This window comes from Rosenbergiella metrosideri (assembly GCF_022602565.1).
Taxonomy (GTDB): Bacteria; Pseudomonadota; Gammaproteobacteria; order Enterobacterales; family Enterobacteriaceae; genus Rosenbergiella; species Rosenbergiella metrosideri.
The window spans coordinates 45,715-72,270 of the sequence record NZ_JALBCV010000009.1 but is presented as its reverse complement, the minus strand read 5'-3'; the positions used below and the strand labels follow the sequence as shown (position 1 = coordinate 72,270).

At 48.3% G+C, this 26,556-nt stretch carries 21 protein-coding genes; 11 read left to right on the top strand and 10 right to left on the bottom strand.

The window, feature by feature from the left end:
* Positions 1 to 4: 4 nt before the first annotated feature.
* Positions 5 to 1,357 (bottom strand): amino acid permease, encoded by a 1,353-nt coding sequence (locus tag MKR94_RS10405; protein WP_241646841.1) that lies wholly within the window; start codon positions 1,355 to 1,357, stop codon positions 5 to 7.
* Positions 1,358 to 1,824: 467 nt separating this feature from the next.
* Here MKR94_RS10405 and pdhR point away from each other — a divergent pair, with 467 nt between their 5' ends.
* The 6 genes from pdhR (at position 1,825) to MKR94_RS10375 (ending at position 12,431) form a co-directional block, all read left to right on the top strand.
* Positions 1,825 to 2,589, top strand: a complete 765-nt coding sequence (gene pdhR / locus MKR94_RS10400; RefSeq protein WP_241646889.1) for a pyruvate dehydrogenase complex transcriptional repressor PdhR — start codon at positions 1,825 to 1,827, stop codon at positions 2,587 to 2,589.
* A gap of 103 nt (positions 2,590 to 2,692) precedes the next feature.
* Positions 2,693 to 5,356 (top strand): pyruvate dehydrogenase (acetyl-transferring), homodimeric type, encoded by a 2,664-nt coding sequence (aceE, locus tag MKR94_RS10395; protein ID WP_241646840.1) that lies wholly within the window; start codon positions 2,693 to 2,695, stop codon positions 5,354 to 5,356.
* Positions 5,357 to 5,369: 13 nt separating this feature from the next.
* A complete protein-coding gene (gene aceF / locus MKR94_RS10390; protein ID WP_241646839.1) occupies positions 5,370 to 7,256 on the top strand; it encodes a pyruvate dehydrogenase complex dihydrolipoyllysine-residue acetyltransferase in 1,887 nt (628 codons plus the stop codon).
* A gap of 220 nt (positions 7,257 to 7,476) precedes the next feature.
* Positions 7,477 to 8,901, top strand: a complete 1,425-nt coding sequence (lpdA, locus tag MKR94_RS10385; RefSeq protein ID WP_241646838.1) for a dihydrolipoyl dehydrogenase — start codon at positions 7,477 to 7,479, stop codon at positions 8,899 to 8,901.
* A gap of 462 nt (positions 8,902 to 9,363) precedes the next feature.
* Complete coding sequence (acnB, locus tag MKR94_RS10380; RefSeq protein ID WP_241646837.1) at positions 9,364 to 11,961, top strand: bifunctional aconitate hydratase 2/2-methylisocitrate dehydratase; 2,598 nt, start codon at positions 9,364 to 9,366, stop codon at positions 11,959 to 11,961.
* A 110-nt stretch (positions 11,962 to 12,071) separates the two neighbouring features.
* On the top strand, positions 12,072 to 12,431 hold the full coding sequence (locus tag MKR94_RS10375; protein WP_241646836.1) for a YacL family protein: 360 nt from the start codon (positions 12,072 to 12,074) through the stop codon (positions 12,429 to 12,431).
* Here MKR94_RS10375 and MKR94_RS10370 read toward each other — a convergent pair.
* Complete coding sequence (locus MKR94_RS10370; protein WP_241646835.1) at positions 12,425 to 12,784, bottom strand: YacC family pilotin-like protein; 360 nt, start codon at positions 12,782 to 12,784, stop codon at positions 12,425 to 12,427. The genes MKR94_RS10375 and MKR94_RS10370 overlap by 7 nt on opposite strands.
* Positions 12,785 to 12,924: 140 nt before the next feature.
* On the opposite strand from MKR94_RS10370, the gene cueO reads away from it, so the two are divergent.
* From cueO to MKR94_RS10350, 4 genes are all read left to right on the top strand, one after another.
* Positions 12,925 to 14,523, top strand: coding sequence for a multicopper oxidase CueO (gene cueO / locus MKR94_RS10365; RefSeq protein WP_241646834.1), 1,599 nt, complete (start codon positions 12,925 to 12,927; stop codon positions 14,521 to 14,523).
* 163 nt (positions 14,524 to 14,686) lie between these two features.
* On the top strand, positions 14,687 to 15,217 hold the full coding sequence (gene hpt, locus MKR94_RS10360) for a hypoxanthine phosphoribosyltransferase (RefSeq protein WP_241646833.1): 531 nt from the start codon (positions 14,687 to 14,689) through the stop codon (positions 15,215 to 15,217).
* Positions 15,218 to 15,670: 453 nt separating this feature from the next.
* A complete protein-coding gene (locus tag MKR94_RS10355) occupies positions 15,671 to 16,594 on the top strand; it encodes an ABC transporter ATP-binding protein (protein WP_241646832.1) in 924 nt (307 codons plus the stop codon).
* A complete protein-coding gene (locus MKR94_RS10350; RefSeq protein WP_241646831.1) occupies positions 16,594 to 17,364 on the top strand; it encodes an ABC transporter permease in 771 nt (256 codons plus the stop codon). The genes MKR94_RS10355 and MKR94_RS10350 overlap by 1 nt, the downstream gene beginning before the upstream one ends.
* A 45-nt stretch (positions 17,365 to 17,409) precedes the next feature.
* Here MKR94_RS10350 and panC read toward each other — a convergent pair whose 3' ends face one another.
* The 8 genes from panC to thpR all read right to left on the bottom strand — a co-directional run bounded on the left by panC (position 17,410) and on the right by thpR (position 23,989).
* Positions 17,410 to 18,258 (bottom strand): pantoate--beta-alanine ligase, encoded by an 849-nt coding sequence (panC, locus tag MKR94_RS10345; RefSeq protein ID WP_241646830.1) that lies wholly within the window; start codon positions 18,256 to 18,258, stop codon positions 17,410 to 17,412.
* Between the two features lie 10 nt (positions 18,259 to 18,268).
* On the bottom strand, positions 18,269 to 19,066 hold the full coding sequence (gene panB, locus MKR94_RS10340; protein WP_241646829.1) for a 3-methyl-2-oxobutanoate hydroxymethyltransferase: 798 nt from the start codon (positions 19,064 to 19,066) through the stop codon (positions 18,269 to 18,271).
* Positions 19,067 to 19,148: 82 nt separating this feature from the next.
* The gene (gene folK / locus MKR94_RS10335; RefSeq protein WP_241646828.1) at positions 19,149 to 19,628 is read right to left on the bottom strand and encodes a 2-amino-4-hydroxy-6-hydroxymethyldihydropteridine diphosphokinase; all 480 of its coding nucleotides are present in this window, start codon (positions 19,626 to 19,628) and stop codon (positions 19,149 to 19,151) included.
* A gap of 1 nt (position 19,629) precedes the next feature.
* The gene (gene pcnB, locus MKR94_RS10330) at positions 19,630 to 21,042 is read right to left on the bottom strand and encodes a polynucleotide adenylyltransferase PcnB (protein ID WP_241646888.1); all 1,413 of its coding nucleotides are present in this window, start codon (positions 21,040 to 21,042) and stop codon (positions 19,630 to 19,632) included.
* 72 nt (positions 21,043 to 21,114) lie between these two features.
* A complete protein-coding gene (gene gluQRS, locus MKR94_RS10325; protein WP_241646827.1) occupies positions 21,115 to 22,014 on the bottom strand; it encodes a tRNA glutamyl-Q(34) synthetase GluQRS in 900 nt (299 codons plus the stop codon).
* 78 nt (positions 22,015 to 22,092) lie between these two features.
* Positions 22,093 to 22,548 (bottom strand): RNA polymerase-binding protein DksA, encoded by a 456-nt coding sequence (gene dksA, locus MKR94_RS10320; RefSeq protein ID WP_048911544.1) that lies wholly within the window; start codon positions 22,546 to 22,548, stop codon positions 22,093 to 22,095.
* A 182-nt stretch (positions 22,549 to 22,730) separates the two neighbouring features.
* Positions 22,731 to 23,435 (bottom strand): DNA/RNA nuclease SfsA, encoded by a 705-nt coding sequence (gene sfsA / locus MKR94_RS10315; protein WP_241646826.1) that lies wholly within the window; start codon positions 23,433 to 23,435, stop codon positions 22,731 to 22,733.
* Positions 23,435 to 23,989, bottom strand: a complete 555-nt coding sequence (gene thpR / locus MKR94_RS10310; RefSeq protein ID WP_241646825.1) for an RNA 2',3'-cyclic phosphodiesterase — start codon at positions 23,987 to 23,989, stop codon at positions 23,435 to 23,437. Before thpR ends, sfsA begins: the two co-directional genes overlap by 1 nt.
* Positions 23,990 to 24,078: 89 nt before the next feature.
* On the opposite strand from thpR, the gene hrpB reads away from it, so the two are divergent.
* Positions 24,079 to 26,514 carry an ATP-dependent helicase HrpB gene (gene hrpB / locus MKR94_RS10305; RefSeq protein ID WP_241646824.1) on the top strand — a complete coding sequence of 812 codons (2,436 nt, stop codon included), beginning with the start codon at positions 24,079 to 24,081 and terminating at the stop codon, positions 26,512 to 26,514.
* The last annotated feature ends 42 nt before the right edge of the window (positions 26,515 to 26,556 follow it).

Here is a 26,556-nt window from a genome sequence, read left to right as displayed (position 1 = left end):
GTTTTTAGCGTGCGGTTTTATTTTTGACTAAGTAGCCAATCCCTAAAATAGCCACCCAGACGGGGATGAGCCATACAGAAATAGCCATTCCCGGAATGGTCAGCATGATGCCCAAAATGGCAATCATAAATAGCAGGCAAACCCAGTTACCGAGTGGATAAAATAGCGCAGGAAAATGTGGCGTGACGCCTTGTTTGATCTTGGCTTTACGAAAACGCATATGCGCCATACTGATCATTGCCCAGTTGATGACCAGTGCCGAAACAACTAACGCCATGAGTAAGCCAAAGGCCTCACCTGGCATAAGATAGTTGAGCAAGACAACCAAGGCCGTCGCCAGTGCTGAAAAGCCTAACGCAACATAGGGTACACCACGCTTATCGACATTCAGTAACGCTTTAGGACCATTACCTTGTTTTGCTAAGCCATATAACATACGGCTATTTGAATACACACAGCTGTTATAGACGGATAACGCGGCGGTGAGTATGACGACGTTTAATGTATTCGCGACTAATTTATCCCCTAACTCATGGAAAATCAGTACGAAGGGGCTAGTCCCCTCAATGACTTTCGTCCAAGGATAAAGTGACAGGAGTATCGCAAGAGATCCCATATAGAAGATCAAGATACGATAGATGACTTGGTTGGTCGCTTTAGGAATACTTTGTTGCGGGTCTGCGGCTTCTGCAGCGGTAATACCGACTAGTTCTAATCCACCAAACGAAAACATGATGATGACCATTGCCGTAATCAAGCCGCCAGCACCGTGTGGGAAGAAACCGCCTTGTGCCCAAATGTTGGTGACTGAGGCTTGAGGGCCGCCATGCCCACTGAAGAGTAACCAAGCGCCGAAAGCGATCATTCCGATGACTGCTGTAACTTTAATAATCGAGAACCAGAATTCCAGTTCACCGTAAATCTTCACGTTGGCAAGATTGATAGCATTGATCAGCACAAAAAATACTGCAGCGGAAACCCATGTAGGGATTCCTGGCCACCAGTATTGAATATAAAGACCCACAGCGGAAAGCTCAGCCATTGCGACTAAGACATACAGTACCCAATAGTTCCAGCCCGATGCAAAGCCGGCGAAACTTCCCCAATATTTGTATGCGAAGTGGCTAAAGGAACCGGCTACTGGCTCTTCAACAATCATTTCACCTAACTGACGCATGATCATAAAGGCGATAAAACCGCCGATGGCATATCCCAACAGTACAGAAGGGCCCGCCATTTTAATGGTCTGTGCTAAGCCCAAAAAGAGTCCAGTTCCGACGGCTCCTCCTAGGGCGATTAACTGAATATGCCTATTTTTCAGCCCCCGTTTTAACGAACCTGTTTGTTGCTCGCTCATAAATTCCTCTCGCGTAGTATTCTCGACCTTTATTTCAGGCTGTAAGGAGAATGTGACAGACTGTGTCATTTATTTTACGGGGTTATAGCAGTGAATTACTATGCTGAATGTGAGGAAATATCAGATATTTGTGAGACAGTTTTGAATAATTAGCAGATTACAGGGTTACAATATGCTTCATTTTGGGTACTTAATATGGATAATATCGTGCCACAAGGTTAATTTATGGTGGGTTATTTTATCGAATCTTCATCAGCTGATATTTGATAAGGAGGCGGGAGGAGGAGAACAATGATTTTTTCCCATGGGTAACCTGAAGCATCTGGCAAAATTAGCGAAGAAATTTTTGATCTAAAGCCTACTTTGGTGAACGCAATATAGACAGTAGGTAAATGTTTTGTTAGCTTAGCCCATCTTGTGGAAAATTGGTATGACCAATTTAAAGAGCAGCAATGACTACGAGTATGATGGCTTACAGTAAAATCAGGCAGCCCAAGCTTTCTGACGTAATAGAGCAACAGCTAGAGTCCCTCATTATGGAAGGGACACTCCGGCCTGGTGAGAAACTTCCACCAGAACGCGAACTTGCTCGACAATTCGATGTCTCTCGTCCTTCGGTACGAGAGGCTATTTTGCGTTTGGAAGCAAAGGGATTACTGCACCGTCGCCATGGAGGAGGCACCTACGTTCAAGATTGCCTTTGGCAGAGCGTTAGCGATCCCTTAATAGGCTTATTGGCACAGCACGGCGAGTCCCAGTTCGATTTACTCGAAATGCGCCATGCCTTGGAAGGTATTGCAGCGTATTATGCAGCACTGCGTGGGACGGAAGACGACCTATTAAGAATCAACCGCTATCACTTGGCGATCCAAAAGGCGCAAGATAGCGGTGATTTAGATGCGGAAGCCGATGCGGTAATCGATTATCAAATTACCGTCACTGAAGCGGCGCATAATGTGGTTCTGCTGCATTTAGTCCGAGCAATGGGGCCAATACTCAAGCAAAATGTGCGTTCAAACTTTGAATTACTTTACTCCCGCCGCGATATGCTGGCGAAAGTAAGTGCGCATCGTGCAAGGATTTATGAAGCAATTATTGCACGACAGCCAGAAAAAGCCCGTGAAGAATCTAACTCGCACTTGGCTTTTCTTGAAGAGATTTTATTGGAGAGAAACCGGGAGCTATCCCGCCGTGAGCGTTCATTACGGCGCTTGCAGCAACGAAAAGATTGAGTCATCTAGTTATAAAGAGCGGAGATCGGCATCATGATACGTCATGACCTTTACTCAGCAACGTTATCAATTTCAATGTACAGACACAGATAAGGAATACCCCATGTCAGACCGTCTACATAATGACGTGGATCCGATTGAAACTCGCGACTGGCTACAGGCGATTGAATCGGTCATCCGTGAAGAAGGTGTTGAACGCGCGCAATATTTGATTGATCAAGTATTGAATGCGGCTCGCAATGGTGGTGTAAACGTAGCTTCTGGTTCCGCAATCAAAGACTACATTAACACTATCCCAACGGAAGAAGAGCCTACCTATCCAGGAAATACGAGTTTAGAACGCCGTATCCGTTCAGCGATTCGCTGGAATGCGATCATGACCGTACTACGCGCGTCTAAGAAAGATTTGGAATTGGGTGGACACATGGCCTCATTCCAATCCTCCGCCACCATTTATGAAGTCTGCTTCAACCACTTCTTCCGTGCGCGTACCGAAAAAGATGGCGGTGACTTAGTTTACTTCCAAGGACACATCTCTCCGGGTGTCTATGCTCGCGCCTTCCTTGAAGGTCGTCTGACCGAAGAGCAAATGAACAATTTCCGTCAAGAAGTTGACGGTAAAGGTCTTTCTTCCTACCCGCACCCTAAATTAATGCCTGATTTCTGGCAGTTCCCAACGGTATCAATGGGGCTGGGACCGCTAGGCGCGATCTATCAAGCTAAGTTCTTAAAATATCTTGAACACCGTGGCTTAAAAGAGACTTCGGCGCAAACCGTATATGCCTTCTTAGGTGATGGCGAGATGGATGAACCTGAATCTAAAGGTGCAATCACCATCGCGACTCGCGAAAAGTTAGATAACTTAGTCTTTGTGATTAACTGTAACTTGCAGCGTCTCGATGGGCCGGTTACAGGTAACGGTAAGATCATCAATGAATTAGAAGGGATCTTCGGCGGCGCAGGCTGGGAAGTGATCAAGGTGATCTGGGGCGGTCGTTGGGATGAACTGCTGCGTAAAGATACTAGCGGTAAGTTGATCCAATTGATGAACGAAACCGTCGATGGCGATTACCAAACCTTTAAATCTCGTGATGGCGCATATGTGCGCGAGCACTTCTTCGGTCGTTATCCAGAAACCGCTGCACTAGTAAAAGATATGTCGGATGAAGAGATCTGGTCTTTAAACCGTGGTGGCCACGATCCGAAGAAAATTTATGCAGCCTTCAAGAAAGCGCAAGATACCAAAGATAAACCTGTTGTGATCCTTGCTCATACCGTAAAAGGTTATGGGATGGGTGAAACAGCTGAAGGTAAAAACATTGCTCACCAAGTGAAGAAAATGAACATGGAAGGGGTGCGTTACATTCGTGACCGCTTTAATGTTCCTGTCACCGATGAGAACTTGGAAAATCTTCCTTACGTTACGTTCTCTGAAGACTCTGAAGAGTATAAATATCTGCATAAACAGCGTGAAAATTTAGGCGGTTACCTGCCAACACGCCAAGCAGAGTTTACTGAAGCGCTGGAGATGCCAGCCTTAAGCGAATTCCAATCCTTGTTGGAAGAGCAGAATAAAGAGATTTCAACCACAATCGCCTTCGTTCGTGCGTTAAACGTGATGTTGAAAAATAAATCGATCAAAGAACGTCTTGTGCCGATTCTTGCAGATGAAGCACGTACTTTTGGTATGGAAGGTCTCTTCCGTCAGATTGGTATCTACAGCCCGAATGGTCAGCAATATACACCGCAAGACCGTGAGCAAGTAGCGTACTACAAAGAAGACGAAAAAGGACAGATCCTGCAAGAGGGTATCAACGAGTTGGGTGCGGGCGCATCGTGGTTAGCTGCAGCGACCTCTTATAGCACTAACAACTTACCGATGATTCCGTTCTATATTTACTACTCAATGTTTGGCTTCCAACGTATCGGCGATCTATGCTGGGCAGCGGGTGACCAACAGGCACGTGGTTTCTTAATCGGCGGAACATCAGGTCGTACGACGTTGAACGGCGAAGGTTTACAGCATGAAGATGGCCATAGCCATATTCAATCGCTGACAATTCCTAACTGTATCTCTTATGATCCCGCTTATGCTTATGAAGTCGCAGTCATTATGCAAGACGGCTTAGAGCGTATGTATGGCCAATCACAAGAGAACGTATATTACTACATCACGACCCTGAACGAAAACTACCATATGCCAGCTATGCCAGAAGGTGCTGAAGAAGGTATCCGTAAAGGTATCTACAAGCTCGATACGCTGGAAGGAAATAAAGGCAAAGTGCAGTTACTGGGTTCAGGCGCAATCCTTCGCCATGTGCGTGAAGCGGCGAAAATCTTGTCTGAAGACTATGGCGTCGGTTCTGATGTGTATAGCGTGACTTCCTTCACCGAGTTGGCGCGTGACGGTCAAGATTGTGAGCGTTGGAATATGTTACACCCAGCGGACGAGCCTCGCGTACCGTACATCTCTCAAGTTCTGAGTGATGCGCCAGCGGTTGCATCAACCGATTACATGAAGCTATTTGCTGAACAAGTACGTACCTATGTACCTGCCAGCGACTATCGCGTATTGGGTACCGATGGCTTTGGTCGTTCGGATAGCCGTGAAAACTTACGTCATCACTTCGAAGTTGATGCATCCTACGTCGTCGTCGCTGCACTGGGTGAACTAGCAAAACGTGGTGAAGTTGACAAACAAGTGGTTGTTGACGCGATTAAGAAATTCAATATTGACGCAGACAAAGTCAATCCACGTCTGGCGTAAGAGGTAAAAGTAGATGTCAATTGAGATCAAAGTTCCGGATATCGGTTCAGACGAAGTTGAAGTCACCGAGATCTTGGTTAAGGTCGGAGACAAGGTTGAAGTCGAACAGTCTCTGCTTACTGTTGAAGGCGATAAAGCCTCAATGGAAGTGCCTTCACCTCAAGCAGGCGTGGTGAAAGCGATTAGCGTTGCGACTGGCGATAAAGTCGAGACGGGATCACTGATCATGATCTTCGAAGAGGAAGAAAATGCAGCAGCTGCCCCAGAGGCTGCTCAACCTGCCGCAGAAAAAGCTCCTGCGGCGGCGGCTTCTGCTTCGGCAAAAGACGTGATGGTGCCGGATATCGGTGGTGATGAAGTGGAGGTCACCGAGATCTTGGTCAAAGTCGGCGATACCGTTGAACTTGAACAGTCGCTACTTACCGTTGAAGGCGATAAAGCGTCAATGGAAGTGCCTGCGCCTTTTGCTGGAAAAGTAAAAGAGATCAAAGTGAATACCGGCGATAAAGTGAATACCGGTTCATTGATTATGACGTTTGAGGTCATGGGAGAAGCGGCAGCATCTGCTAGCGCCCCTTCTGCGCAAGAAGAGCCTGCGCCAGCGGCGGCGGCCAAAGCTTCTGCCAACCAAGTCGTTAATGTGCCTGATATCGGTGGCGACGAAGTCGAAGTCACGGAAATTCTCGTGAAAGTGGGTGACAAAGTCTCACTGGAACAGTCATTGATTACCGTTGAAGGCGATAAAGCCTCAATGGAAGTTCCTGCACCTTTCGCCGGTACGGTTACTGAGATCCAGGTTGCTGTAGGCGATAAAATCAGTACTGGTTCTGCCATCATGATCTTCAGCAGCGATGCGCCAGTCGCTGAAAAAGCGCCTGCACCTGCGTCAGAGAAACCGGCTGCACCAGCGCCAGCGAAGGCCGCTCCCGCGGCTGCATCTTCCGCTGCCCCGACGGCGAAGGATGAGTTTGCAGAAAATAGCGCTTATGTGCATGCGACGCCGGTTATTCGCCGTCTTGCGCGCGAATTTGGTGTGAACTTAGCTAAAGTGAAAGCAACAGGCCGCAAAGGGCGTATCGTTAAAGAAGACGTCCAAGCATATATTAAAGAGGCATTGAAACATGCCGACGCGGCTCCTGCGGCGGCGAGTGGCCTTCCAGGAATGCTACCTTGGCCGAAAGTCGATTTCAGTAAGTTTGGTGAAGTTGAAGAAGTCGAGCTCGGTCGCATTCAGAAAATCTCCGGTGCTAACCTCAGCCGTAACTGGATGGTCATTCCACACGTGACTCACTTCGATGAGTCCGATATTACTGAACTGGAAGCCTTCCGTAAGCAACAGAATGTTGAAGCCGATAAACAAAAACTGGACGTTAAAATTACGCCAGTTGTGTTTATTATGAAAGCGGTGGCTAAGGCGCTGGAAGCTTACCCTCGTTTCAATAGTTCTTTATCAGAGGATGCACAGCGCTTAACGTTGAAGAAATACATCAACATTGGTGTTGCGGTCGATACGCCAAACGGGCTAGTCGTACCGGTATTCCGTGATGTGAATAAGAAAGGAATCATCGAACTTTCTCGTGAACTGATGGAAATCTCCAAGAAGGCTCGTGCAGGTAAACTGACTGCCTCCGATATGCAAGGCGGTTGCTTCACGATTTCAAGCTTAGGCGGTTTGGGAACGACCTCGTTCACGCCAATCGTTAACGCCCCTGAGGTTGCGATATTAGGTGTATCTAAGTCGTCGATGAAACCTGTTTGGAATGGTAAAGAGTTTGCGCCACGTCTGATGTTGCCACTCTCACTCTCGTTTGACCACCGAGTGATTGATGGCGCAGAAGGTGCACGTTTTATCTCCTACCTGGGTCAGTTACTGGGCGATATTCGTCGTCTCGTTATGTAATATCCTGAGGTCGGCATTTGCCGGCCTCAATCTTATTTGGGATTCGGACAGGGTTTCCTTGAGAAATAATGCGCTAATCCCCAAAACAACTCACCTTTACGCAATCTCGTTTGCACAATTTTAACAATTATGTAAACTCTTGCATTACATAGGTTCCGGGAAAATAGGTGTATAAATGGTGATTGCACTATTACCCCGGAGAATCGAATAAGAGGTCATGATGAGTACAGAGATTAAAGCCCAAGTTGTGGTACTTGGAGCCGGTCCTGCAGGTTATTCTGCAGCATTTCGCTGCGCCGATTTAGGCTTAGAAACCGTACTGGTTGAGCGTTACAGCACTCTAGGTGGAGTCTGTTTGAATGTCGGTTGTATTCCATCTAAAGCATTATTACATGTCGCAAAAGTGATCGAAGAAGCGAAAGCATTGGAAGCACACGGTATCGTTTTCGGTAAACCTGAAACTGATATCGACAAAGTTCGCGCGTGGAAAGATAAAGTCATCGGTCAATTAACCGGCGGTCTTGCGGGGATGGCTAAAGGCCGTAAAGTCACCGTGGTCAATGGACTGGGTAAATTTACCGGTGCGAATACGCTGGCGGTTGAAGGCGAAAACGGAACCACCACCGTTAACTTTGATAATGCGATCATTGCAGCGGGTTCTCGCCCCATTACTTTACCTTTTATCCCACACGATGATCCGCGTGTTTGGGACTCAACGGACGCACTTGCTCTGACTACCGTACCTGAGCGCCTATTAGTTATGGGAGGTGGGATCATCGGTCTTGAGATGGGGACTGTTTACCATGCTCTAGGCTCATCGATTGACGTGGTCGAGATGTTCGACCAAGTGATTCCTGCCGCGGATAAAGATGTCGTCAAAGTCTTCACTAAGCGTATCAGTAAGCAATTTAATCTAATGCTTGAAACGAAAGTGACCGCAGTTGAAGCGAAGGAAGACGGTATCTATGTGACGATGGAAGGTCAAAAAGCGCCTTCTGAACCTCAACGTTACGATGCAGTGTTAGTGGCAATTGGTCGTGTGCCAAATGGTAAAAACCTTGATGCTGAGAAAGCAGGGGTGAACGTTGATGAACGTGGCTTTATTCGTGTTGATAAGCAACTGCGTACCAACGTACCGAATATCTACGCCATTGGTGATATTGTCGGCCAACCGATGCTGGCTCATAAAGGCGTACATGAAGGCCATGTTGCCGCTGAAGTTATCGCAGGTAAAAAACATTACTTCGATCCGAAAGTGATCCCATCTATTGCCTACACTGAGCCAGAAGTTGCTTGGGTCGGTTTAACCGAGAAAGAAGCTAAAGAACAAGGGATCAGTTACGAAACTGCGACATTCCCTTGGGCAGCGTCAGGCCGTGCAATTGCTTCAGATTGTGCAGAGGGTATGACGAAGCTGATCTTTGATAAAGAGACACACCGTGTAATCGGTGGTGCTATCGTTGGTAGCAACGGTGGTGAACTGTTAGGCGAAATTGGTCTAGCGATTGAGATGGGTTGTGATGCAGAAGACATCGCGTTGACCATCCATGCTCACCCAACGTTACACGAGTCAATCGGTCTGGCAGCAGAAATCTTTGAAGGAAGCATTACCGATCTCCCCAATCCTAAAGCGAAGAAAAAGTAAGCGTTAGTTAACGAAGCTTTGCTACAAACCGCGATAACCATCGCGGTTTTTTTTTACTTAAGCGATTGAGCGAGCAGGGGGAAGCTTAATCAAAATGCTCGACAGCGTTCGAAAATAGGCGTTAAGTAAGATAAAGTTTTCAGCTTATCGATGTTAGAAACATGATTAACGCCATGAGATAAACCTAGTATGACTGTTATTGTTAAAGGCTACATTGAGGAATTCGCGTCAACAGCTCGGTAGTATGATTCGCTAACACCTTGGTATAAAGGGTTATTTTTATCATGGCACTGCGTTTAATTTAGTAGTGATTATGTTGTGTTTTTGTAAACAGATTAACAAAGAATAAAAATACTGCTATTCTCAGTGGGCTAAACCGACCATCAAAAACCTATAAAAAGATGATAATTTATCGGTAGTAGAGGGTTGAAAAGCTATAACAATGTGAGCGAGGAGAACGTCGTGCTAGAAGAATACCGTGAGCACGTTGCTGAACGTGCTGCCCAAGGGATTGTACCTAAGCCTTTAGATGCGACCCAAATGGCTGGCCTAGTAGAATTACTCAAAAACCCACCTCAAGGTGAAGAAGAGTTTCTGGTCGACTTATTAGTGAATCGAGTTCCGCCGGGTGTTGATGAAGCCGCCTATGTGAAAGCTGGTTTTCTGGCAGCTGTAGCAAAAGGCGAAACGGCATCGCCATTAGTTTCTCGTGAAAAAGCGACGGAACTGTTAGGAACGATGCAAGGTGGCTATAACATCCATCCGTTAATCGAGCTGTTGGAAGATGACTCTCTGGCCCCTCTTGCCGCCAAAGCCTTATCCCATACCCTGCTAATGTTTGACAATTTCTACGACGTTGAGGAAAAGGCGAAAGCAGGTAATGCGTACGCCGAGCAGATCCTCAAATCGTGGGCGGAAGCTGAATGGTTTAAAGCGCGCCCTCAATTAGCAGAAAAAATTACCGTAACCGTCTTTAAAGTGACGGGCGAAACGAATACGGATGACCTGTCACCCGCTCCAGATGCTTGGTCCCGCCCTGATATTCCTCTACATGCTTTGGCGATGCTGAAAAACGAACGTGAAGGGATAGTGCCGGATGAGCCGGGGAATGTCGGTCCAATAAAACAAATTGAGCAACTCGCCACCCAAGGCTACCCTCTTGCTTATGTTGGGGATGTAGTGGGAACCGGTTCGTCTCGTAAATCTGCGACAAACTCCGTCCTATGGTTTATGGGTGACGACATCCCCTATGTACCGAACAAGAAGGGCGGGGGGGTAGTATTAGGGAGTAAAATCGCGCCAATTTTCTTCAATACTATGGAAGATGCGGGCGCATTGCCGATCGAGGTCGATGTTAGCGACCTGAATATGGGCGATGTGATTGATATCTACCCTTACAAGGGCGAAATTTGTCGCCACGACACGGACGATGTCCTCGTTCGTTTCGAACTGAAAACAGAAGTATTATTGGACGAAGTCCGTGCTGGTGGGCGTATTCCATTGATCATTGGCCGAGGACTGACGACCAAAGCTCGCGAGTCGCTCGATTTACCGGTGAGTGACGTGTTCCGTAGTGCCAAACCCGTAGAGACCAGTGCTCGAGGCTACTCTTTAGCCCAAAAAATGGTCGGTCGTGCGTGCGGCGTTGACGGCATTCGTCCAGGAGAATATTGCGAGCCGAAAATGACCTCGGTAGGTTCTCAAGATACCACTGGACCGATGACGCGTGATGAGCTTAAAGACCTCGCGTGTTTGGGCTTCTCCGCCGACCTCGTGATGCAATCATTCTGCCATACTGCAGCTTATCCTAAGCCTGTCGATGTACAGACTCACCATACGCTGCCAGACTTCATCATGAACCGTGGCGGAGTCTCACTACGTCCAGGCGATGGGATTATCCATAGCTGGTTAAACCGTATGCTGTTACCGGACACAGTCGGGACGGGGGGTGACTCACATACTCGTTTCCCTATCGGTATTTCGTTCCCTGCGGGATCTGGCCTTGTCGCCTTTGCGGCCGCAACAGGTGTGATGCCTCTCGATATGCCGGAGTCGGTGCTAGTACGCTTTAAAGGTGAACGCCAACCAGGTATTACGTTACGTGATTTGGTACATGCCATTCCACTTTATGCGATTAAGCAGGGCTTACTTACCGTTGAGAAGAAGGGTAAGAAGAACGTTTTCTCTGGACGTATCTTAGAAATCGAAGGGTTACCTGATTTAAAAGTTGAGCAAGCTTTTGAACTTTCGGATGCTTCAGCTGAGCGTTCGGCTGCTGGCTGTACGATCAAGTTAGACCAAGCACCGATCATTGAGTACTTAAACTCGAACGTCGTACTGCTCAAGTGGATGATCGCAGAGGGTTATGGCGATCGCCGTACGATCGAACGTCGTATCCAAAACATGGAAAAATGGCTGGCTGATCCACAATTGATGGAAGGTGATGCTGACGCTGAGTATGCGGCAATCATTGAGATTGACCTGTCTGAGATCAAAGAACCGATTCTTTGTGCACCGAACGATCCTGATGATGCACGCTCGCTTTCTGATGTTCAGGGGGAGAAGATAGATGAAGTCTTTATCGGCTCTTGTATGACTAACATTGGCCACTTCCGTGCGGCAGGTAAATTGCTGGATAAGTTTAAAGGACAACTGCCAACTCGTCTGTGGGTCGCGCCTCCAACCAAAATGGATGCGGCACAACTTACAGAAGAGGGCTACTACAGCATCTTTGGTAAGAGCGGAGCGCGAGTTGAGATCCCAGGTTGTTCTCTCTGTATGGGGAACCAAGCACGCGTCGCGGAAGGCGCTACTGTCGTGTCGACATCGACCCGTAACTTCCCTAACCGTCTAGGTCAAGGGGCTAATGTATTCTTAGCTTCGGCTGAGCTTGCTGCGGTATCGGCATTATTGGGTAAATTACCCACGGCAGATGAGTACCAAGCGTATATGAATGAAGTGGATAAGAGTGCCGATGATACTTATCGTTATCTCAACTTTGACCGCCTCAACCAATATACATCGAAAGCGGACGAAGTTATTTTTCAAAGCGCGGTGTAATTAATTCCCGGCTATGAAATAATAATCCAACCGAAAAGGGGAGCCATTGGCTCCCCTTTTTATCGTTGTAGGGATCGCATTCCCCAGTCCAGACGAAGAGAGAAATCATTATGGATTATCAGTTTGTTAAAGATATAGAGGGGGGCGTCCGTGTGCAGATGTCGATGGATCATGAAGTTATCGGGCAATGGTTTAACGAAGAAGTCAATGCCGATCCGGCACTTCTTGATACGGTGATAACGGCCGCAACGCAGATCAAAGGCACAGAACAACAGTGGCAACATGTAGGGCGTGAATACACAATTGGATTGAGTGACGATGAAGTCATGATCCAAGCAAACTTATTGGCGATAAGTGTCGACGAACTGGATGAAGGAATGAGTTACTACGACCAAGAATCCCTCGCGTTTTGCGGTTTCGAGGATTTCTTTGCGTTAGTTGACGCCTATCGCCAATTTAGTGGTCAGTGATATTGTTTATTCACAAAAGCTAATAGCCCTAAGGTTTTCTCCGCTAACAGATGGCATTTTTGTTTGCTATCAACCCGGATACCGCGTAGGTCCTCGTAGCTACTTTCACCACGCTGTTGCATATTGAAGCTATTATAATTACTCAAATTCCAGCCATTGTTGCGCGCAAAATAGATGAGTGCATTACGGATTTGTGGGTCGGGTAAGTCTTGATAGCCGCAGTCGTTTTTAAGATAGATAAAGACGGCGGTAAGATCGGCCATATCGTCCGCTTGCGAATCATCTAAGGCATAGCAATTACTCGATAGCAGTAGAAATAGTGGGATAAAGAGTATTTTGACTAAGGTTTTCATGAAAATTCTCATCACTGCAAGTATCAATCAACGTTAGCACAGAATAGGGAAGAAAGACGACAGGTTTACGCAGAGAACGCTTGACCTTCCCATAAGGGGATAGCGTACCGTCAGAGGTTAAATTATTAGAGGGGATCCGTATGCAACGTCGAGATTTTATTAAGCTTAGTTCTTTATTGCTTGGTGCAGGTGCACTGCCGGCATGGAGCCGAGAGGCCCTATTAGGACAGCGACCACTTCTTTCCACCCCGACGTTAGTTGAAGCCGACTTGCATCAGCGTATCGATTTAACCGCGATGGCTGGTACTAGCACATGGAATAATCATTCGGTGTCGACTTGGGGTTACAATGGAAGCTATTTAGGGCCGACGATTAAACTACGACGCAACCAGCCCGTTTCCCTCCGTGTGCATAATCACCTTCCAGTTGATACAACGGTTCACTGGCATGGACTCGTGGTGGGTGGTGAGGTTGATGGCGGGCCACAAGAGGTGATCCGTGCGGGAGCACAGCGAGAGGTCACCTTCACGCCAGACCAACCTGCAGCAACCTGCTGGTACCACCCTCATCCGCATATGACCTCGGGTTTTCAGGTGGCTAAAGGACTTGCCGGTATGTTGGTCATAGAAGATGAACATATCAAAACATTACGCATTCCTTCGCAATGGGGCGTTGACGACATTCCCTTAGTATTTCAAGACAAAAAATTGACGGATACGGGCACAGATATCGATTACCAGCTTGATATTATGCATGCTGCGGTAGGGTGGTTTGGCGACATGATGTTGACGAATGGCAGCCAATATCCGCAAGTTGCATTACCGAACGGCTGGGTGCGTTTACGACTACTCAATGGTTGTAATGCTCGCTCGATGAATTTGGCTCTTAGCCATGACCGCCCCTTTTATGTTATTGCCAGTGATGGGGGGTTATTGGCTGAGCCGGTTAAGGTTGAGCAACTCGCGATGTTACCTGGTGAGCGTTTTGAGGTGATGATAGAGTTAACCGATACTAAGCCGTTCGACCTTGTGACGCTACCTGTCATGCAAATGGGGATGACCCTTCCTCCTTTCGATCAACCTTTACCTCTATTAAAAATTCTTCCTCTACGCATTGGTGGCGCGGCAGAATTACCCGATCATCTCGCCACGTTACCTTCATTGCCCAGTACTGATGGGCTGACCCGTCGTCACATCGGGCTGTCGATGGATAAACAGCTGGACACCCTCGGGATGCAGCAATTGATGAAGCGCTACGGTCATCAAGCCATGGCGGGAATGCCGATGCATTCTTCTATGGATATGGCGGATAATAACCACAGTGCCTCTCAACAACATGGCCACGCCATGTCAACGATGCCAGGTATGTCGAAAGCAGTAAAAGGCTACGATTTCCATCAGGGGAATAAGATCAATGGTAAAGCTTACCAAATTGGCGATATTGCTTGGCAAAGCCCCCAGGGTCAGCATGAGATTTGGGAAATTAGTGGCGAAGGTGACATGATGTTACATCCTTTCCATATCCACGGTACGCAGTACCGGATTCTGAGTGAGAATGATCAGCCTGTTGCGGCGCATCGCCAAGGTTTGAAAGACACTGTGCGTGTTGAGGGCGGAGTGAGTCAAGTTCTGGTCTCATTCCCCCACCTAGCCGATAAACAGGCCCCGTACATGGCTCACTGTCATCTATTAGAACACGAAGATACCGGTATGATGATGAGTTTCACTGTCGGTAAGTAAGCTGCCTTAAGCACCACACAGGGTTTTTATCTCGATTAAATTCCCTGTTATACTGCACCCCCTGAATTTAAGCTGTAAATATCTGGGGTGATGTCCCATTCCTACAGGATATTTACGCTTGGCCGCACAATGAAAACTGAGTACTCTCAGTGAGATAGAGATTATGAAACATACCGTTGAAGTGATGATTTCCGAGCAGGAAATAAAGAACCGTGTTACAGAATTAGGGCAACAGATCACCACCGCTTACCAAGATCGTGGTAGAGAGATGGTGTTAGTCGGCTTGCTGCGCGGTTCATTTATGTTTATGGCGGACCTTTGTCGAGCGATTGACGTTTCTCACGAAGTTGATTTTATCACTGCCTCAAGTTACGGAAATGGCATGTCTTCAACGCGAGATGTGAAAATACTGAAAGATTTAGATGAAGATATCCGCGGTAAAGATATTTTGATCGTGGAAGATATTATCGATTCAGGTAATACCTTAAGCAAAGTTCGCGAAATCTTACAATTGCGTGAACCTGCCTCCGTGGCGATCTGTACTTTATTGGATAAACCCGAGCGTCGTGAAGTTGACGTGACCGTGGAATACGTCGGTTTCTCAATCCCTGATGAGTTTGTCGTCGGTTACGGAATCGATTATGCTCAACGTTATCGTCATCTGCCTTACGTTGGACGTGTTGTCCCTGAGTAATGGGGAAATAGCACAAAGTTTCAGGCCAGCCTTGCTGGCCTGTTCTATAATGGACGAGGCTCAGATGACCTCGGCATGTTCAAGCATTGTTCGTCAGGAGATTACCCGACGACGGTGGCACATTAGTTTTCACTTCATCTTGTGATGACACGAAATCCCTTAAGATATTCCTCTCTGTGCACCGTTCGCGTTCTCTGCCACTAATACTGAGGGTAATCGACGCTTAAGTCTGATTAGGATATTGATAGGGTTATATCGAGTCGTGGTCAGGTTGATTTACGTCTCAGCCAAGAGCGGACGCACGGGTATTGGCTGCGATAGTAAAGACCAATGCTGTTCTTGGAGACTGCTTAAAAGCCGTCGTTCAGATCCCTTCATTCCCTTCCTTCACCATAAGGTCGAATGAGGACTATTTTTAAATACTCATCTGTCATAAACAGGCGTGGAGTTGATATGAATTATGCACTGGAAATTTCCGGGCTAACAAAAACGTATGGCAACCAAGTTCAAGCGTTAAAAGGGATTGATTTAACGGTAGAAGCCGGGGATTTCTACGCGCTACTCGGCCCGAATGGGGCAGGGAAGTCGACGACCATTGGGATTATTAGTTCGTTAGTGAATAAATCCTCAGGAATCGTGCGCGTGTTTGGTCATGACCTCGACACTGATAAAGTACGAGCCAAACTCCAGCTTGGTTTAGTCCCGCAAGAGTTTAATTTTAACCCTTTCGAAAGCGTCTTACAGGTAGTGACCAACCAAGCAGGGTATTACGGTGTAGAGAAAAAACTGGCCTTAGTGAGAGCCGAGAAATACCTAAGACAGCTCGATTTATGGGAAAAGCGCCACCAAAAATCACGAATGCTATCCGGTGGCATGAAGCGCCGCTTGATGATTGCACGTGCCTTAATGCATGAACCTAAGCTACTGATTCTCGATGAACCGACCGCCGGAGTGGATATTGAATTACGCCGTTCAATGTGGGGATTCTTGAAGCAGCTTAATGAGGCCGGTACCACCATTATTCTGACCACGCACTATCTGGAAGAAGCAGAGATGCTATGTCGAAATATCGGTATTATTCAACGTGGTGAATTAGTTGAAAATACCAGTATGAAGGCATTGCTCGCTAAAGTGGTTTCCGAAACCTTTATTCTTGATCTGGCCCCTCATTCTGCCCCTGCGGTATTAGACGGCTTTCAGTATGAGGTGATCGATGGCACAACCTTAGAGGTTGAAGTGCTGCGAGAGCAGGGGATTAACCAAGTCTTTAGCCAACTCTCAGCGCAAAATATTCAAGTGTTGAGTATGCGAAATAAGGCAAACCGTTTAGAAGAGCTATTTGTCGATTTAGTCAGTAATACGGGGAAAGAGAAGTAATGGCACACTTATATTGGGTAGCACTTAAGCGGCTATGGGCGAAGGAAATCCATCGATTCGGACGGATTTGGATCCAGACCTTAGTCCCTCCTGTTATTACCATGACGCTCTACTTTATTATTTTCGGCAATTTAATTGGGTCGCGAATTGGTGATATGCATGGCTTTACCTATATGCAATTTATCGTTCCCGGACTGATTATGATGTCGGTAATCACTAACTCTTATGCCAATGTGGCATCCTCCTTCTTTAGTGCCAAGTTCCAACACAATATCGAAGAGTTACTTGTCGCACCGGTTCCCACACACGTGATCATTGCCGGCTATATCGGTGGGGGCGTGGCGCGGGGGATTTGTGTCGGCGCACTGGTGACGGCTATTTCGCTACTCTTTGTGCCTTTCCATGTCTTCTATTGGCCAATGGTGGCATTAACCATTTTACTGACCGCTATTGTCTTCTCTTTGGCTGGACTACTGAATGCTGTCTTTGCCCGTAGCTTTGACGATATTAGTCTGATCCCGACTTTTGTCTTGACGCCTCTCACCTATTTGGGTGGCGTCTTTTATTCTCTCTCGCTGCTGCCCCCTTTTTGGCAAGCGGTATCCAAGTTAAACCCTATCGTTTATATGATTAGTGGTTTTCGCTACGGTTTTCTGGGGATCCAAGATGTACCGGTGCCTTTGACGTTAGCAATACTTGTGGTATTCGTAGCGGTGTTTTATGCGATTGTCTGGGCGTTAATCGAGCGGGGTAAAGGGTTACGCAGCTAACCCCTCCCACCCGATCCCCCTAGTGTGAGAGGGAAAACCCTCACACTAGGGGAGTGTTACCTGCTGATTATCGATCAGTCGGGCTTTCCCCAACCATGCTGCCATAAGAATAACGGCTTCACGGCTTTGTGCGGTCAGCGGCATCAGGGTCTGCGCATCACAGATAGCAATACCATCAGGCTGCCAGCCCATTTTCGTTAGACTCGCGACAGCACTATCGACGATAGCGGTATACGCTTGCTCCCCTTGTTGTAAACGCTCGGCCATCAACTTCATCGTCTGACTTAACTCAACCGCTTGCAGACGCTCAGCGGCGGTGAGGTAGCCATTGCGTGAACTGAGGGCAAGGCCATCTTCAGTTCGAACGGTCGGTACGCCAATAATAGTGATGGGGTAATTAAGGTCGAGCACCATTTTGCGAATAATGGCCAATTGTTGAAAATCTTTCTCGCCAAAACACGCCACATCCGGCTGGACGATATTAAATAATTTACTGACTACCGTACTGACACCGCGAAAATGGCCGGGACGGCTAGCCCCCTCCAGCAGCTCAGAAAGCCCAGGCACATGAACGAAGGATTGCTCAGTGAGTCCTGTCGGGTAGAGCGTATTGGCCGCAGGGGCGAATAACAGATCCGCCTTATCCGAGAGTAATTGCTGATCTTGTTCGAGGGTGCGCGGATAGCGCGCTAAATCATCAGACCGATCAAACTGCATCGGGTTAACAAAAATCGAGACCACAACATAATCAGCTAACTGCTTCGCTCGCTCTACCAGCGTAATATGCCCCTGATGGAGATTTCCCATGGTCGGCACAAACGCGATGGTTTTACCTTGGCGGCGTAAATCGCGCAATTGCTGTTGTAAAGTAGGGATTTCATGAAATGTCTGCATGGAAAGCGTTCTATCCTTTAAAACTGTGGGCCAACTCAGGGAAAGTACCCTCTTGCACATGGCGTTGATACTGCGCAACGGCAAGCGCGATCGAGCCGGTATCCGCTAAGAAGTTTTTCGCAAATTTAGGCACATAGCCTGAAGTAATACCGATAACATCCTGCATGACAAGAATTTGACCATCGGTATGCGTCCCTGCACCAATGCCAATGACCGGAATTGATAGCGCCTCGGTAATACGTTTTGCCAGAGAAATAGGGACGCACTCGAGCACCAGCAGTTGCATACCGGCGGCTTCGAGGGTGAGTGCATCATTAAGTAGCTGTTCCGCTTGCGCTTCTGTTTTACCTTGAACCTGATAACCACCGAAGATATTGACCGATTGCGGGGTTAATCCAATATGACCGCAGACGGGGACTGCGCGCTCAGTGAGATAACGGATGGTATCCGCCAACCACGCACCGCCTTCGATCTTGACCATATTCGCACCGGCCTGCATTACGCGTGCGGCATTGTGGCCCGCTTGTTCAAGCGTCGGGTAGCTCATAAAAGGTAAGTCAGTGAGCAGTAAGACGTTTGGTGCACCTTGACGCACATGGCGCGTGTGGTAAACCATATCATCGACAGTTACCGGAACCGTCGAGTCATGGCCTTGTATCGTCATTCCTAAGGAGTCGCCGACCAGTAATACTGGGATATCTTGCTCAGCGAACAGCCGCGCGAAGCTATAATCGTACGCCGTGAGTGAGGCGAATTTTTTACCTTCAAGTTTCCACTGACGTAAATTTTTCAGGGTGATAGGTGTCATTATACACTCTTGTCAAGGATAAACATGACGCGGAGTTTACAGTAACTCCCACTAGACGGGAATCCCTATCCCACTTTAGGCATTACCACAGAGTGATGGTTGAGGTGTCTAACGAAGCCAAGCAGCTTGCTACACTGCCCTTGTCACCAAGGGGAAGGTCGCCTGCCACTTCGGCTAATGGGACGAGCATAAAAGCACGATTATGCATGTCGTAGTGAGGCAGTACCAATCGCTCGCTCGTCATGAACTGTTCGCCGAACAGCAGCAGATCAAGGTCGAGCGTACGTGGCCCCCAACGTTCATCTTTGCGCTCCCGTCCTTGTTCCAATTCGATTCGTTGGGTATGGTCCAGCAGCGCTAAGGGTGATAACGCCGTCTCTAACACCACCACGGCATTCAAAAAGTCGGGCTGATCTTGTGGGCCGTAAGGGGGCGTCCGATAGAGAGAGGAGGTATTGATAAGCGTTGTCTCAGGCAGGGCCGCGAGGGCGGTAATCGCCCTCTGGCACTGATCGAGTGGGTCCCGTAAATTGCTACCGAGTGCAATATAGACACGCGTCATATTAGCTGCCGTTTCGACGCGAGTTGTTACTTTTCGGTGCACGCTTACGCGGTCTATTGTAGCGGCGTCGCTGGGCCGGATCGCTGCCTAAATCTTGTAACATCGCGGCTTGGTCGTTCGCATTCTTAGTCTGGAACTCGGTCCACCACTCACTCAACCGTTGAAGCTCTGCGGAGGATTCCACTGCCGCACGCAGAACCAATAGGTCATAGGCTGCGCGGAATTTAGGGTGTTCCATCAATTTCCAAGCGCGTTTGCCGTGACGACGAGAGATCCGCAGTTGCAATGTCCAAATATCACGGATCATGGTGGTGAAACGTTTAGGTATCGCTATCGCTCGGCAGGCTTCATCTAACGTATCGTTCATCGCCAAAGAGAAGGCCTCAAAGAAAGGCAGGCCACTCTCTTGAGCAATTTGCTGCGCTTTTTCTTGCAGTGGATACCAGTACATTACCGCAAACAGAAACGCAGGATTGACGCGTCTATCGTTTTGGATACGGTTATCGGTATTTTTAAGCACCTGTACTAGGATGCGCTCCATTGGGCTGTCCCCCCCCTCAGTGAAGTACTGATGGACTAACGGGAAGAGCGGCTCAAAAAGGTGGTATTTACGTAATAATGGGTAGGTCTGCTCACCGTAACCAGATTGCAGCAACTTCAACGTTTCTTCGAAGAGACGCGCAGGTGGAATATTTTTTAACAGCCCGGCGAGTTCGCTAATAGGCGCTGCGGTCTCAGGAGCGATAGTCATTCCGAGTTTCGCACTAAAGCGAATCACACGTAGCATCCGCACCGGGTCTTCACGATAACGGGTTTCAGGATGGCCAATGAGGCGAATAACGCCCTGTTCTAGGTCGCTTAATCCGTTAACATAATCGCGTACGGTGAAGTCTGCAGCGCTGTAATAGAGACTGTTAATGGTTAAATCACGGCGTTGGGCATCGTCTTCGATACTGCCGAAAATATTGTCGCGCAACAGCATGCCGTTTTGGCCCTGTTGTGACGTATTGCGATCAACGCTTTCTTCTTGTTCATGATGGCCGCGAAAGGTGGCAACCTCAATCACTTCTGGGCCAAACATAACATGTGCCAAGCGAAAACGTCGGCCAACTAATCGGCAGTTGCGGAATAATTTACGCATCTGCTCTGGGGTGGCGTTAGTCGTAATATCAAAATCTTTAGGTTTTTTACCCAGAAGAAGGTCACGAACCCCTCCACCGACCAAGTAGGCCTCAAAGCCAGACTTATTAAGACGATGCAGTACCTTCAATGCATTATCACTAATATCTCGGCGAGAGATAGTATGTTGATCGCGTGGAATGATCGTTATCGGTGGTGGGACGTTTTCTGCAGAGGTGCTCTCCTCGTCACGCGTAAGGATTTTTCGGCAAAAATTAGCGACTCGGGTAAAAATAGTACACCTCAACAATAAAAAGTAGATACGGTTCTAAAATGAGAGGCTCATCATAGCCTGTTGTGAATCATTTTAGAATGTTGATAACACATCTGTAGTAATGAAAGTGCTATTAATTGGGATTTTTGCTCTCTGCCACCGTTGTGTTGCCTGCTGAATGAGTTGCTCAACGCTGAAATCATGCCACGTATCGTCGACCTCTTGTCCTAGCGCTGCCAAGGCCAATATCAGCATTCGCTGTGGCGCTTCCCGTGGAAGTGGGGGGGCATGATTTTGTTTTGAAAGCTTACTACCTTCCTGATTCAATGCGAGCGGTAGGTGCAGGTAATCGGGGGCATTCCATCCTAGTTGCTGAAATAACGTAATTTGCCGCACCGTGGGCTCAATCAAGTCCGCTCCCCGTACCACTTGCGTAATGCCTTGGTCATGGTCATCCACCGTCACGGCAAGATTATAGGCAAATAACCCATCTCGACGATGTATAATAAAATCCTCTTGCGCTAACTGAGGATGGCAGTGGACGGTTCCTCGTAACAGGTCAGTGAACTGGGTAACGGGAGAGTGTTGGAACAAGCGTAGTGCTGCACCTTCTGCGCTGTGCTGGGCATTACGGCAGGTACCGAGATAGTATCCCCCCGATTGCTGAATCGCTTTACGGCTACAGGTACAGAAGTAACTGCGCCGATGCGTAATCAGCCAGTCGAGTATTTCTCGATAACGAGCATGATGCTGTGACTGCCAAATGACCGGACCATCCCAGGTTAACCCATAGTATTCGAGTTGTTGAAGGATACGTTGGGAGGCTCCTGCAATCTCTCTGGGGGGATCGATATCTTCGATGCGGACGCGCCACAGACCGTTTTGCGATTTGGCATCCAGATAGCTGCCGAGTGCGGCCATTAACGAACCAAAGTGGAGGTCACCTGAAGGGGAGGGCGCAAAGCGTCCAATGATAGGTGTAGAGTGCGTCATAATAGAAGTAATCGCACAGCCACTCGCAATAGGGCGCCGCGGCCGTGCAATTAGGTATATCCTCGATCAGCGGTAGGGTTAGCCTGCCATCTGTTTTTCGCGAATTTCTGCTAGCGTTTTACAGTCGATACACATATCGGCGGTAGGACGCGCTTCAAGACGGCGAATGCCGATTTCTACACCACAAGCTTCACAAAAACCGAAGTCGTCATCTTCAACTTTTTTCAGCGTTTTTTCTATTTTCTTGATTAACTTACGTTCACGATCTCGGTTACGCAGTTCCAGACTGAACTCTTCTTCCTGTGTTGCGCGATCGGCCGGGTCAGGAAAGTTAGCCGCTTCGTCTTGCATATGACTAACGGTACGGTCTACTTCATCCCTGAGTTGATTGCGCCAAGCAACAAGAATTTTCTTGAAGTGTTCCAGCTGGGCTTCGTTCATATACTCTTCGCCCGGTTTCTCCTGATACGGCGCCACCCCAGCGATGGCGAGGATACTTAGAGACGATGTTTTACGGTTTTGCCCTTCTTGCATGTTGCTTCTCCTGGATAACACGCACTATCGATTCCTGATTCCCATTAAGGGAAAAAAAACAGGGCGCTATAAATATCAGAAACCTTGTGGGTTGGCAATTGCTGATAACGATGAGTTTCGCGTTATTGATAATATGTTTCTAATTAAAGAGGAAAAAGTCCTAAAAGAAAACATTTAGCCTGTTATTCAACGAATGGTATCGGGTCCACGAGTAACAGTCGATGGCGACTCATCTGTGCACGATAGACAATGACCTCGACACCTGCCGCTATCGCTTCACGTAAAAGTTGCGCATAGGTGGGATCGAGATGTTCGGCCGCACTCACTTGATCAATCCCCGAATGTAATACGGCAAACAATAGCCCCGCACGATGGCCTTGTTTTACGATCGACATCAATTCTCGAAGATGCTTTTGCCCACGTAGCGTGATGGTATCGGGAAAATAGCCTTTTCCATCGAGTAATAATGTGACTGATTTCACTTCAAGGTAATATTTTTGTGCCTTGTCATCGGTGAGAACGAAGTCAATTCGACTCTTCTCATCGCCGAACGCCACTTCTCGTTGCCAATGCGTAAACTGCGCGAGTGCGGAAATGCCCTGTCGAAGCAGGAGCTCTTCCACGAGTTGGTTCGCGCGTAGCGTATTAATACCGATCCAATGCTGGTCGGCGGTTTGTGTCAGTTCCCAGCTATAAGGATATTTACGCGTAGTTGAGGTGGATGTGGAGTACCAGATCGTATCACCTGGCGTCGCACACCCAGTCATTGCACCAGTATTTGCGCAGTGGATAGTGGTAATTTCTCCGCTGGGGAGGCGGACATCAGCGAGAAAGCGTTTGTAGCGTTTAATTAAGGTGGCGGGCTTTAGGGGGGGGGTGAATTCCATTAATCTTGCTCTCTGTCAAACAGGGGATAGCACTGTTCGGTGTTAAGGATGATTCTGCCACGCTGATAGCGGCTTCTTATTAACGATACCTCTTGGCAGGTGACAGGCCATGAGAAATCGCGTTTCGGCAAACGGATTGAGGTGGGTACCTGTCTGAGAAGCGTGACATGGGGATGAAAAGGAAAAGCCGGTTGCGGGCAGCCTACACGGGCGGCTCTTGAGCGTAACAGATCGGCTAACTGTAAAAGTTCACGCGGCGCGGGGCGGCATCCTACCCATAGCTGTCCAGAACGAGGCCAATACCCAGCATCGTTGAGGGTAAAAGTAAACGACGGTGAACGCAGCCCGCTAATCATAGACTGTAGTTGAGTCAGTTGTGACACCGTCGGGGCGTTCATCCACGCCAGCACCATGTAGAGTTGCTCTCGGGGAACTGGGGTGCCGGTGTCTGCTGGCAGAGCGGTAGCGCGCCATTGAATCAGTTGCTCAGTGGTGTGACTGGGAAGAGTTAAGGCGAGAAAGTAATTATCAGTCGCAGTTGTTCGGGAAACCACAGAGTTCCTTAAGACGATAGGAGGCAAGTATCACCTACCAATTAATGCTATAATGGCCATAGTATCATAATCCCTAAACGGAGCGAAGATTGAGCGTCCTCCCGATTCACGATGTGCTGGATGAGTTAGTGCTAGCCCTCACTCATTCACCTCAAGTTATTCTTCAGGCCCCCCCTGGTGCCGGCAAATCGACTTGGCTTCCTATACAGTTACTGCAACGCCTTACACTAAGCGGCAAAATTATTATGGTAGAGCCAAGACGGCTCGCCGCCAAAAATGTGGCGCTTCGCCTTGCCCACTATTTGGGGGAAGCTCCCGGTGAGACGGTCGGTTACCGAATGCGTGCGGAGCAATGTATAGGTAAAACGACACGGCTTGAGGTCGTTACCGAAGGGGTACTGACTCGATGGTTACAGCAAGATCCCATGCTAGACGATGTCTCACTGGTGATCATCGATGAGTTTCATGAGCGCAGTGTCCACACTGATCTAGCATTAGCCTTTCTGTTAGATATTCAACAAGGATTACGTGAGGATCTTAAACTCTTAATTATGTCGGCGACTCTCGACAATCGTCGGTTAGGGGAGGTATTGGACCAAGCACCGACCATCACCTCGGAAGGTCGACATTATCCGGTGGAACGCTTCTATCACGGGCTCCCGTCTCAGGGGCTGTTTTACGTACATCTCGCGAATAAAATCCTTAACGTACTGCGGCAAGAACAGGGTGATATGCTGGTTTTCTTACCGGGCGAACGTGAAATCCATCAAGTAATAAATGAGGTCACGGCACGATGCCCAGTTGGGGTGGAATTGAGGCCCTTATACGGCGCGCTACCCATTGCGCAACAAGAACTTGCGATCAGCCCCTCTGCCCCGGGGCAACGAAAAGTCGTCTTCGCCACCAATATAGCCGAGACTAGCTTAACGATTGAAGGCATAAGCTTAATTATCGACTCGGTATTAGAACGTATATCGTTATTTGATTTACGGGCGGGTGCTCATCGACTTAAAACACAGTTTATCAGCCAGTCGTCATTAACCCAACGGGCTGGGCGAGCCGGTCGCTTAATGCCAGGAAAATGTTGGCATTTAATTGCGCCTGAGCAAGCTGAGCGTTTGGCCGAACAAGCGACTCCTGAGATTTTACGCAGTGATTTAACCGGTCTGTTACTCAATGTGTTGGCTTGGGGCTGCCAAAAGATCTCTGCGTTACAGTGGCTAGACCAGCCCTCTCGACCTGCGCTAGCCTACGCCAAGGCACAACTTCGCCAATTTGGTGCCATTGATGCAAGTGGCACGTTAACGGCGAAGGGACGAAAAATGGCTGCACTCGGGATTATGCCACGCCTTGCGGCAATGCTGGTCGCAAGTAAGGGAACCGATAGCGTATCGACTGCAGCAATGTTAACAGCCATCATCGAGCAACCGGAACGACGCAGCGAGGGGGACTTACGTGACCATCTCTCCGCCCCAAGTACAGTATGGATGACCCGAGCTAGGCAAGTCTGCCGGATGCTGGAGGAAAGATTTTCATTCAGCCCTCTCGATGATGCTCTCGCACCTTTATTATCGGCGTTTGCCGACCGTATTGCCTACCGACGAGGAACGACCCATCGCTATCAACTCGCAGATGGTCGCGGCGCGACATTAACCTTAGATCATCCTCTGACCCGTTATAATTGGCTGCTCGCGGTACAATTACAGTTGCCAGCTGATCGGCACGAGGCCCATATTCAGTTAGCTTTTCCCCTATCGCTAGACGATATTCGACATCAGGCACCGCAGTTAATTACCCATCGGCACGCGCTAGAGTGGGATGAGAGTCAGGCGCAATTTAAGGTCTGGCAACATGAGGTCATAGGCGAGATTATTGTTAGCTCGCGGCCAGGAGACAAACCCAATCCAGAACAGTTGATCGCGGCGTACTTAGCCTGGATAAAAGATAAGGGCTTGGCGGTTTTACCTTGGGATCAACCTGCACTCGAATTGAAACAGCGGCTGAGTTATGCGCAACAGTGGCTACCTGAATGCGATTGGCCAGCAATAACCGATACCGACCTGATGAATAATCTTGAGGGATGGTTAGGACCAGAACTGACTCGCTTGCCTTCATTTGGGAATTTTTCACGCATTAATCTCTATCAGGCTTTAAAATCTCAGTTATCCTGGGAGCAGTGGCGGTGTCTAGAGACCGAGGTCCCCAGCCATATTGAGGTCCCTACGGGTAGGAAAGTTGCGATCGATTATCTTTCTCCACGCGCGCCTTTACTCTCGATAAAAGTGCAAGAGATGTATGGGCAGCAACGTCCGCTTACCGTCGCATGTGGGCGGGTAAATGTAGTGATAGAATTATTGTCACCGGCACAGCGGCCGATCCAAATCACGCAAGACTTAGCGGGTTTTTGGCAAGGCAGCTGGCGTGAAGTTCAAAAAGAGATGAAAGGGCGCTATCCTAAACATCTGTGGCCTGACGATCCGGCCAACACCTTACCGACGACGAAAACCAGAAAGTCGTCCACGTGAAATTTAGTAACCAATCTTTCGGACGGTTCTGTGTTTTTGGAC

Bases quoted from the DNA above. Each gene is read 5' to 3' on its own strand.
- sfsA (WP_241646826.1), bottom strand. From the start codon at position 23,435: ATGGAATTCACCCCCCCCCTAAAGCCCGCCACCTTAATTAAACGCTAC.
- lpdA (WP_241646838.1), top strand. From the start codon at position 7,477: ATGAGTACAGAGATTAAAGCCCAAGTTGTGGTACTTGGAGCCGGTCCT.
- MKR94_RS10350 (WP_241646831.1), top strand. From the start codon at position 16,594: ATGGCACACTTATATTGGGTAGCACTTAAGCGGCTATGGGCGAAGGAA.
- panC (WP_241646830.1), bottom strand. From the start codon at position 18,258: ATGCAGACATTTCATGAAATCCCTACTTTACAACAGCAATTGCGCGAT.
- cueO (WP_241646834.1), top strand. From the start codon at position 12,925: ATGCAACGTCGAGATTTTATTAAGCTTAGTTCTTTATTGCTTGGTGCA.
- hpt (WP_241646833.1), top strand. From the start codon at position 14,687: ATGAAACATACCGTTGAAGTGATGATTTCCGAGCAGGAAATAAAGAAC.
- dksA (WP_048911544.1), bottom strand. From the start codon at position 22,548: ATGCAAGAAGGGCAAAACCGTAAAACATCGTCTCTAAGTATCCTCGCC.
- aceF (WP_241646839.1), top strand. From the start codon at position 5,370: ATGTCAATTGAGATCAAAGTTCCGGATATCGGTTCAGACGAAGTTGAA.
- aceE (WP_241646840.1), top strand. From the start codon at position 2,693: ATGTCAGACCGTCTACATAATGACGTGGATCCGATTGAAACTCGCGAC.
- MKR94_RS10375 (WP_241646836.1), top strand. From the start codon at position 12,072: ATGGATTATCAGTTTGTTAAAGATATAGAGGGGGGCGTCCGTGTGCAG.
- MKR94_RS10405 (WP_241646841.1), bottom strand. From the start codon at position 1,357: ATGAGCGAGCAACAAACAGGTTCGTTAAAACGGGGGCTGAAAAATAGG.
- MKR94_RS10355 (WP_241646832.1), top strand. From the start codon at position 15,671: ATGAATTATGCACTGGAAATTTCCGGGCTAACAAAAACGTATGGCAAC.
- pdhR (WP_241646889.1), top strand. From the start codon at position 1,825: ATGGCTTACAGTAAAATCAGGCAGCCCAAGCTTTCTGACGTAATAGAG.
- gluQRS (WP_241646827.1), bottom strand. From the start codon at position 22,014: ATGACGCACTCTACACCTATCATTGGACGCTTTGCGCCCTCCCCTTCA.
- folK (WP_241646828.1), bottom strand. From the start codon at position 19,628: ATGACGCGTGTCTATATTGCACTCGGTAGCAATTTACGGGACCCACTC.
- MKR94_RS10370 (WP_241646835.1), bottom strand. From the start codon at position 12,784: ATGAAAACCTTAGTCAAAATACTCTTTATCCCACTATTTCTACTGCTA.
- panB (WP_241646829.1), bottom strand. From the start codon at position 19,066: ATGACACCTATCACCCTGAAAAATTTACGTCAGTGGAAACTTGAAGGT.